3 protein-coding genes are annotated in these 6938 nt (G+C 71.5%); 1 reads left to right on the forward strand and 2 read right to left on the reverse strand.

What is annotated here, in order from left to right; genetic code table 11:
- Positions 1 to 297 precede the first annotated feature (297 nt).
- On the reverse strand, positions 298 to 1884 hold the full coding sequence (locus tag AC1DXK_RS08930) for an alpha-amylase family glycosyl hydrolase (protein ID WP_477297481.1): 1587 nt from the start codon (positions 1882 to 1884) through the stop codon (positions 298 to 300).
- Positions 1885 to 2203: 319 nt separating this feature from the next.
- Between AC1DXK_RS08930 and AC1DXK_RS08935 the strand changes: the two genes are divergently transcribed.
- Positions 2204 to 4741, forward strand: coding sequence for a glycogen/starch/alpha-glucan phosphorylase (locus tag AC1DXK_RS08935; protein WP_457106689.1), 2538 nt, complete (start codon positions 2204 to 2206; stop codon positions 4739 to 4741).
- Positions 4742 to 4789: 48 nt separating this feature from the next.
- Here the strand turns inward: AC1DXK_RS08935 and AC1DXK_RS08940 are convergent, their stop codons facing one another.
- Positions 4790 to 6487 carry a methyl-accepting chemotaxis protein gene (locus tag AC1DXK_RS08940; RefSeq protein ID WP_457106690.1) on the reverse strand — a complete coding sequence of 566 codons (1698 nt, stop codon included), beginning with the start codon at positions 6485 to 6487 and terminating at the stop codon, positions 4790 to 4792.
- Positions 6488 to 6938 lie beyond the last annotated feature (451 nt).

Consider the following 6938-nt stretch of genomic DNA (forward strand, 5'->3'; position numbering starts at 1 on the left):
GGTTTTCGGCCGACCCGACGCCATTTCGCACCGGGATCACGCCGCCTGGAAGTTCAGGGGACAGGCCGGGGAGCGGATCGTGCCGCTGCGGCAGCGCGCCGCCCGAATCGGGTCCGGGCGCCCGAACCCGGCCGATGGAGTCGGCGCCCGCGTCCCTGCGCGCGTGACGATGGCGGCTTGCAAGCGACCGCGCGATGCAGCCGGAGGCCGGATCACGCCGCCCGGCCGGGACGGGATCGAGGCTGCGATCGGCCCCCGATCCGAATGCCCCGCGCGGACGCGCCGACGCGGTCCCGCTCACCAAGCGCGGCGCAGGATCACCCCCTCGGCGGGTCCCAGCGCCAGGGCGCGGCCGGCCGTCTCGCCCGCCCGCCCAGCGCGGGTCGAGAGCAGCACGGTCCAGCCGCCCTCGGGAAGCGGCAGATCCTGCGGAGCCGCACCGAAGTTCAGGACCACGCGCAGGACGGCCTCGTCGGCGAACCGCTCGTAGGCGAACACCTCCGCGATCCCGAGCGGCACCGCCCGGTAGCCGCCGACCGCGAGGGCCGCGTGGTCGCGGCGCAGGGCGAGCAGCCGCCGGTGCAGGGTGAGCATCGAGGCCGGGTCCGAGCGCTGGCCCTCGACGTTGCAGGTCGCCCAGTCCTGCGCCAGCGGCAGCCACGGCTCGGCCGTGGAGAAGCCGGCCTGGGGGCTCTCGTCCCACTGCATCGGCGTGCGCTCCGGGTCGCGGCCGTGGCCGGGCTCGCTGTGCTCCCAGGGATCGCGGGCGCGCCCCGGCGGGATCGGCACGTGGCCGAGGCCGATCTCGTCGCCGTAATAGAGGGTCGGGGTCCCCCGCAGGGTCAGGAGCAGCATCGCGGCGATGCGGGCCTGATCGGCGCCGACCCGGGCGGCGATGCGCGGCTGGTCGTGGTTGCCCAGCACCCAGTTCGGCCAGCCGCCCTCGGGCAGGRCCGCCTCGTAATCGGCCACGAGCTCGGCCACCGCATCCGCCCGCCACGGGGTCTGGATCAGCTGGAAATTGAACGGCAGGTCGGCCCCGGTGAGGTCCGGTCCGTAATAGGCGACCAGCCGCTCCACCGGCAGGTAGATCTCGCCGATCAGCACCCGCTCGCCGTACGGGCGCAGCACCGCCCGCATCCCGGCGATCACGTCGAAGATCTCCGGCCGGTCGGCGGAGTAGACCTGGGTGAAGCGGTTGATCTCGGGCGAGCCCGGCGCGTAGTCGGGATTGGCCGGGTTGTCGCGGAACCCCCCATCCTTCATCAGGTGCCAGATCACGTCGACCCGGAACCCGTCGACCCCGCGCTCCAGCCAGAAGCGGAGCACGTCGTGCATGGCGTCCCGCACGGCGGGGTTGCGCCAGTTCAGGTCCGGCTGCTCCTTCAGGAACGCGTGGTAATAGTACTGGCCGGTGGTCTCGTCGCGCGTCCACGCCGGGCCGCCGAAATTCGACAGCCAATTGTTGGGCGGCCCGCCGTCGGGGGCGGGATCGCGCCAGATGTACCAGTCCCGCTTCGGGCTCGTGCGCGACGACCGGCTCTCCGTGAACCACGGATGCGCGATCGAGGAATGGTTGGGCACGAAGTCGAGGATCACCTTCAGCCGGCGCCGGTGGGCCTCGGCGATCAGGGCGTCGAAGTCGGCCAGCGTGCCGAACAGCGGATCGATCCCGCAGTAATCGGCCACGTCGTAGCCGAAATCCGCCATCGGCGAGGGATAGACCGGCGAGATCCACACGGCATCGACCCCGAGCCAGGCGAGGTAGTCGAGGCGCGCCGTGATGCCCGGAAGGTCGCCGACCCCGTCGCCGTTCGTGTCCTGAAAGGAGCGGGGATAGACTTGGTAGACGGTCCCGCGCTTCCACCAGACGGTGTCGGTCATGCTGCGCCCCTCGCGTTTACGGCCCGGGATAACCGCAGAGCGGCGCGCTGGCGACCGGCGGCGGATGCGCGCAGTGCAGCGGAGCCGCGCACGGGTGTGCCTGGAATGTCACGTTCCCGCGCCATATCTCAGCCGATGTGCCCATGTGGTCCGCCGGAGCGGCGCTGCCACGACTTCGCCAGACACCGGCCGCACCCTCGGATGCTTCGGGGCACGGATCGCCCGTCCGTTCATGCGGCGGCAATCCATCAAAAGAGATAATCCGCCCACGATACCCCCGGCGCTAGAATCCGGGGCGACGACTTTGGGGGACCCGCACGTGTTGAACGATGTTCTGACCCGGCCAGTGCCACAAGATGTCGCGCGCGACGAGCGCGCTCCCGAGGCTCCGGCCACGGCCCCCTGGACCGCCCCGGCGTTGTCCGGAAGCGGCGACGCCGTGGTGGACCTGCGGGAATCGATCCGCGCCAAGCTCACCTTCGCGCTGGGCCGCACGCCCGAGACCGCCCGCCCGCGCGACTGGTTCGCCGCGACCGCGCTGGCCCTGCGCGAGCGGATCGTGGCGGCCTGCATGGCGTCCGAGCGCAGCGTCCCGAACAAGCGCGTCTACTACCTGTCGCTGGAATTCCTGATCGGCCGGCTGATGTCGGACGCGATGAACAACCTCGGCCTGACCGAGACCACCCGCGCCGCCCTGCGGGAACTCGGGGTCGACCTCGACGCCGTGCAGGAGGCCGAGCCCGACGCGGCCCTGGGCAATGGCGGCCTCGGGCGGCTCGCCGCCTGCTTCATGGAGAGCATGGCCAGCATCGGCATCCCGGCCATGGGCTACGGGATCCGCTACGACCACGGCCTGTTCCGCCAGTCCTTCGAGGACGGCTGGCAGCGCGAGGCGCCGGAGACGTGGCTCGCCGAGGGCAACCCCTGGGAATTCGCCCGGCCCGAGGCGACCTACGCCATCGGCTTCGGCGGGACCGTCACCATGTCCTCCGCGGAGGCGGGGGTGATCCGCCGGCACTGGCAGCCGGCCGAGACCGTGCGGGCGGTGGCCCACGACGTGCCGGTGGTCGGCTGGCGGGGGCGCCACGTCAACGCCCTGCGCCTGTGGAAGGCCGAGGCCGGCGAACCCGTGGACCTGGCCCGATTCAACGGCGGCGACCATGTCGGCGCGGTGGCGGCGCGGATGCGCGCCGAGGCGATCTCCCGCGTGCTCTATCCGAGCGATTCCTCGGCCGAGGGGCAGGAGCTGCGCCTGCGCCAGGAATACTTCTTCACGGCGGCGTCGATCCAGGATCTCGTCGCCCGGCACGTGGCCGAGCGCGGCGACGTCCGGTCCCTGCCGGACCACGCCGCGATCCAGCTCAACGACACGCACCCGGCCATCGCGGTGCCGGAGCTGATGCGCCTCCTCCTCGACGGGTACGGCCTGTCCTGGGAGGATGCGTGGCACGTCACCACCAACACGCTGCACTACACCAACCACACCCTCCTGCCCGAGGCCCTGGAGACCTGGCCGGTGGCGCTGATGGAGCGGCTGCTGCCGCGCCACATGCAGATCATCTACCTGATCAACTGGATGCACCTGGAGGAGCAGGCCAAGCACGGCCGGCAGGGGCCGGCGGATTCCGCCGCCTACCTCGCCTCGATCTCGCTGATCGACGAGTCGAACGGCCGCCGGGTGCGGATGGGGCACCTCGCCTTCCACGGCGCGCGCCGGGTCAACGGCGTCTCGGCGCTGCACACCGACCTGATGCGCTCCACGGTCTTCTCCGACCTGCACGCGCTGGATCCGGACAAGATCGTCAACAAGACCAACGGCATCACCTTCCGCCGCTGGTTCCACAACGCCAATCCGGGCCTCACCCGGCTCGCCGTCGAGACGGTGGGCGCGGGCGTGCTCGACGATCCCGAGCTGCTCCGGGGCCTGGAGGCCCATGCCGAGGATCCGGCCTTCGTGACGCGCTACGCGTCCGTGCGCCGGGAGCGCAAGGCGGCCCTGGCGGCGATCATCGCCGAGCGCACCGGCATCGACGTCGATCCAGCCGCGCTGTTCGACGTCCAGGTCAAGCGCATCCACGAGTACAAGCGCCAGCTCCTCAACGTGATCGAGACCGTGGCGCTCTATCAGGCGATCAAGGCCGAGCCGCACCGGGACTGGACGCCCCGGGTGAAGATCTTCGCCGGCAAGGCGGCGCCGAGCTACGTCCAGGCCAAGCTGATCATCAAGCTCGCCTGCGACGTCGCCAAGGCGGTGAACGACGATCCCGAGGTCGCGGACCGGCTGAAGGTGGTGTTCCTCCCGAACTATTCGGTGAGCCTCGCCGAATCGATCATCCCGGCCGCCGACCTGTCGGAGCAGATCTCCACCGCCGGCATGGAGGCGTCGGGCACCGGCAACATGAAGTTCGCCCTCAACGGCGCGCTCACGGTGGGCACCCTCGACGGCGCCAACATCGAGATCCGCGACCATGTCGGGGCGGACAACATCTTCATCTTCGGCCTGGAGGCCGACGGCGTCCGCGCCCGGCAGGCCGAGCCGGACTACGCGGCTCGGGCGATCCAGGCCTCGCCGCGGCTGGCCGCCGCCCTCGACATGATCGCCTCGGGACGGTTCTCGCCGGAGGAGCCCGGCCGGTTCCGGCCGCTCACCGACGACCTGCGCCGGCGCGACCAGTACCTGCTCACCGCCGACTTCGACGATTACTGGCGGGTGCAGCGCGCCATCGACGCCGCGTGGCGCGACCCGCGCGGCTGGTGGGCGAAGGCGATCCGCAACACCGCCCGCATGGCGTGGTTCTCCTCCGACCGGGCGATGCGCGAATATGCCGCGGAGATCTGGCGGGTCCGGCTGGGCTGAGCCCGGTCGTCCGGCTTCGCGAGCCCCACGCGGGGGTGGGGCCGGTTCTCAGGCGGCGCGAACGCCGACCAGGAAGCGGCCCACCTCCGCGGAGAGCCGCTCGGACTGGCGCGACAGGGCGGTGGCGGCCGTGAGCACGTGATCGGCCGCCACCCCGGTCCGCTCCGAGGCCTCGGCCACCCCGGCGATGGTCCCGGTCACCTCCGTGGCGCCCCGGTTCGCCTGCGCGATGGTGCGCACGATCTCCTGCGTCGCCGCGCCCTGATCCTCCACGGCCGACGCGATCGCGACCGCGACCCCGTTGATCGCACGGATCCGCGCGCCGATCGTGCCGATCGCGCCGACCGCGGCGCCGGTCACGCCCTGGATCCGGCCGATCTGCGCGGCGATCCCGTCGGTCGCCCGGGCGGTCTTCTCGGCGAGGTCCTTCACCTCCCCCGCCACCACGGCGAAGCCGCGGCCGGCCTCGCCGGCGCGGGCCGCCTCGATGGCGGCGTTCAGCGCCAGCAGGTGGGTCTGACCGGCTATGGACGAGATCAGCCGCACCACGTCGCCGATCTCTGAGGCCGCGGCCTGCAGGTCCGAGACGAGGCCGGCGGTCTGGTCGGCCTCGCCGACCGCCTGCTGGGCGAGGTCGGACGAGCCGCTCGCCTGGCGGCCGATCGCCCGGATGGCGCTGCCGAGCCGCTCGGTCGAGGCCGCGACGGCGTTGATGTCGACGGCGGCCGCCTCCGCGGCCGACGCCACCGCGCCGGACTGGCTGGCCGTCTCCCGGGCGGTATCGGTCATCTGGTGGGCGGTGCCCTCGAGTTCGTTCGCCGAGGTCGAGACGCGGTCCACGATCTTGGCCACCGCCTCCTCGAAGGTCCGGGCCAGGTCCATCATGGCGTCCTTGCGCACCCGGGCGGCTTCGGCCTCCGCGCGGTGCTTGCGCGCGGCTTCCGCGGCGGCGGTGCGGGCCACCATGGACCGGATCGCCTCCACCGCCCGGCCGACCATCCCGATCTCGTCGCCCCGCTGCGCCTCCGCGATCGTGGCCTCGGTATCGCCCCGCGCCATGCGCTGCAGCACGGCGACGAGGCGGTGGAGGGGGCGCGTAACGCCGAGCACCACGATCGCTACCGACAGGCCCAGGGCGGCGAGCAGGCCCGCCAGGGCGGAGCCGATCAGCACCATCCGGGCCTGCCCGGTCTCCCGCCGGGTCGCGGCCTTCGCCTCGCCGAGACGGGCCGCCGCCAGCGCCTCGTATTCCTGGGCCGCCCTGTCGAACCGGACCCGGATGTCGCGCGCTTCGACGAGGCCGACCTGGATCGCCGCGGGCCGATCGTTCCGGAGGGCGAGGTCGTTGGAGCGGTCGAGCCGATCGAAGTAGTCCCGGGCCATCTTGCCGATGGTGCGCTGGATGTCCTGGACCTCCTGTCGCCGCGAGCCCGCAGCCAGCGTCTCGATGCCGTCGGCCACCGCCTTCACGGATTCGTCGTAGCGACTGCGATAGAGGGGGAGATCACTCTCCGGCTGGCCGATGATGATGTTGCGGTTCATGAGCGCGGCGTTGAGAAACCTCTCCCGGACCTGCGCAAATTTTTCCAGCCGAACGAAATAATAATCGACCAGATAATCGTTTCTCTGCTCCATCAGGTCGAAGGCAGATATCGAATAATAAACCAGTACCGCGCTGACCAGCATCATGATCGAGATCGGCGTCGACATCTTCACCGACAACCTCATGTTTCTGAGAAGAAACATCAGCGATCGCCCCCGATTGGAATCGAAAGGCGGTCTAACACGTCGGTTTTGCGTGGATCCACTCTCGGACGGATGAATTTTTACCCAGAAGATCTCGATTGATCTTCGCGACGCGGCGGATTTCCGGATCGACGCGGCGCGTCCGGCAGGCATACGGCGCGCGGATGCCGGTCACCGGGATCCGCAGGGCACGGTGCGGGACGCGCGGCTGCGTGCGGGGAAGGCGCCGACGGCGTCCCCGCCTCCGGATCGCGGCCCGTGCCGCCCGGCTGCCGGATCCTGACCTTCCGGCTCCGGCGCCGGAGGCGTGCGGTTGGCGGCGTGCCGCCCTCCGCCCCGTGCGGGCTGGACTCACGCCCCCCGGAGACGCCTGAGCCGCAGCGCGACGCGGCGCAGGTCGCGCCGGAGCCGGTGGCGCAGGCGTGCGGCGCGCGCGGCGAGGCCCAGGGGG

The organism is Methylobacterium sp. P3_A11 (assembly GCF_056403155.1).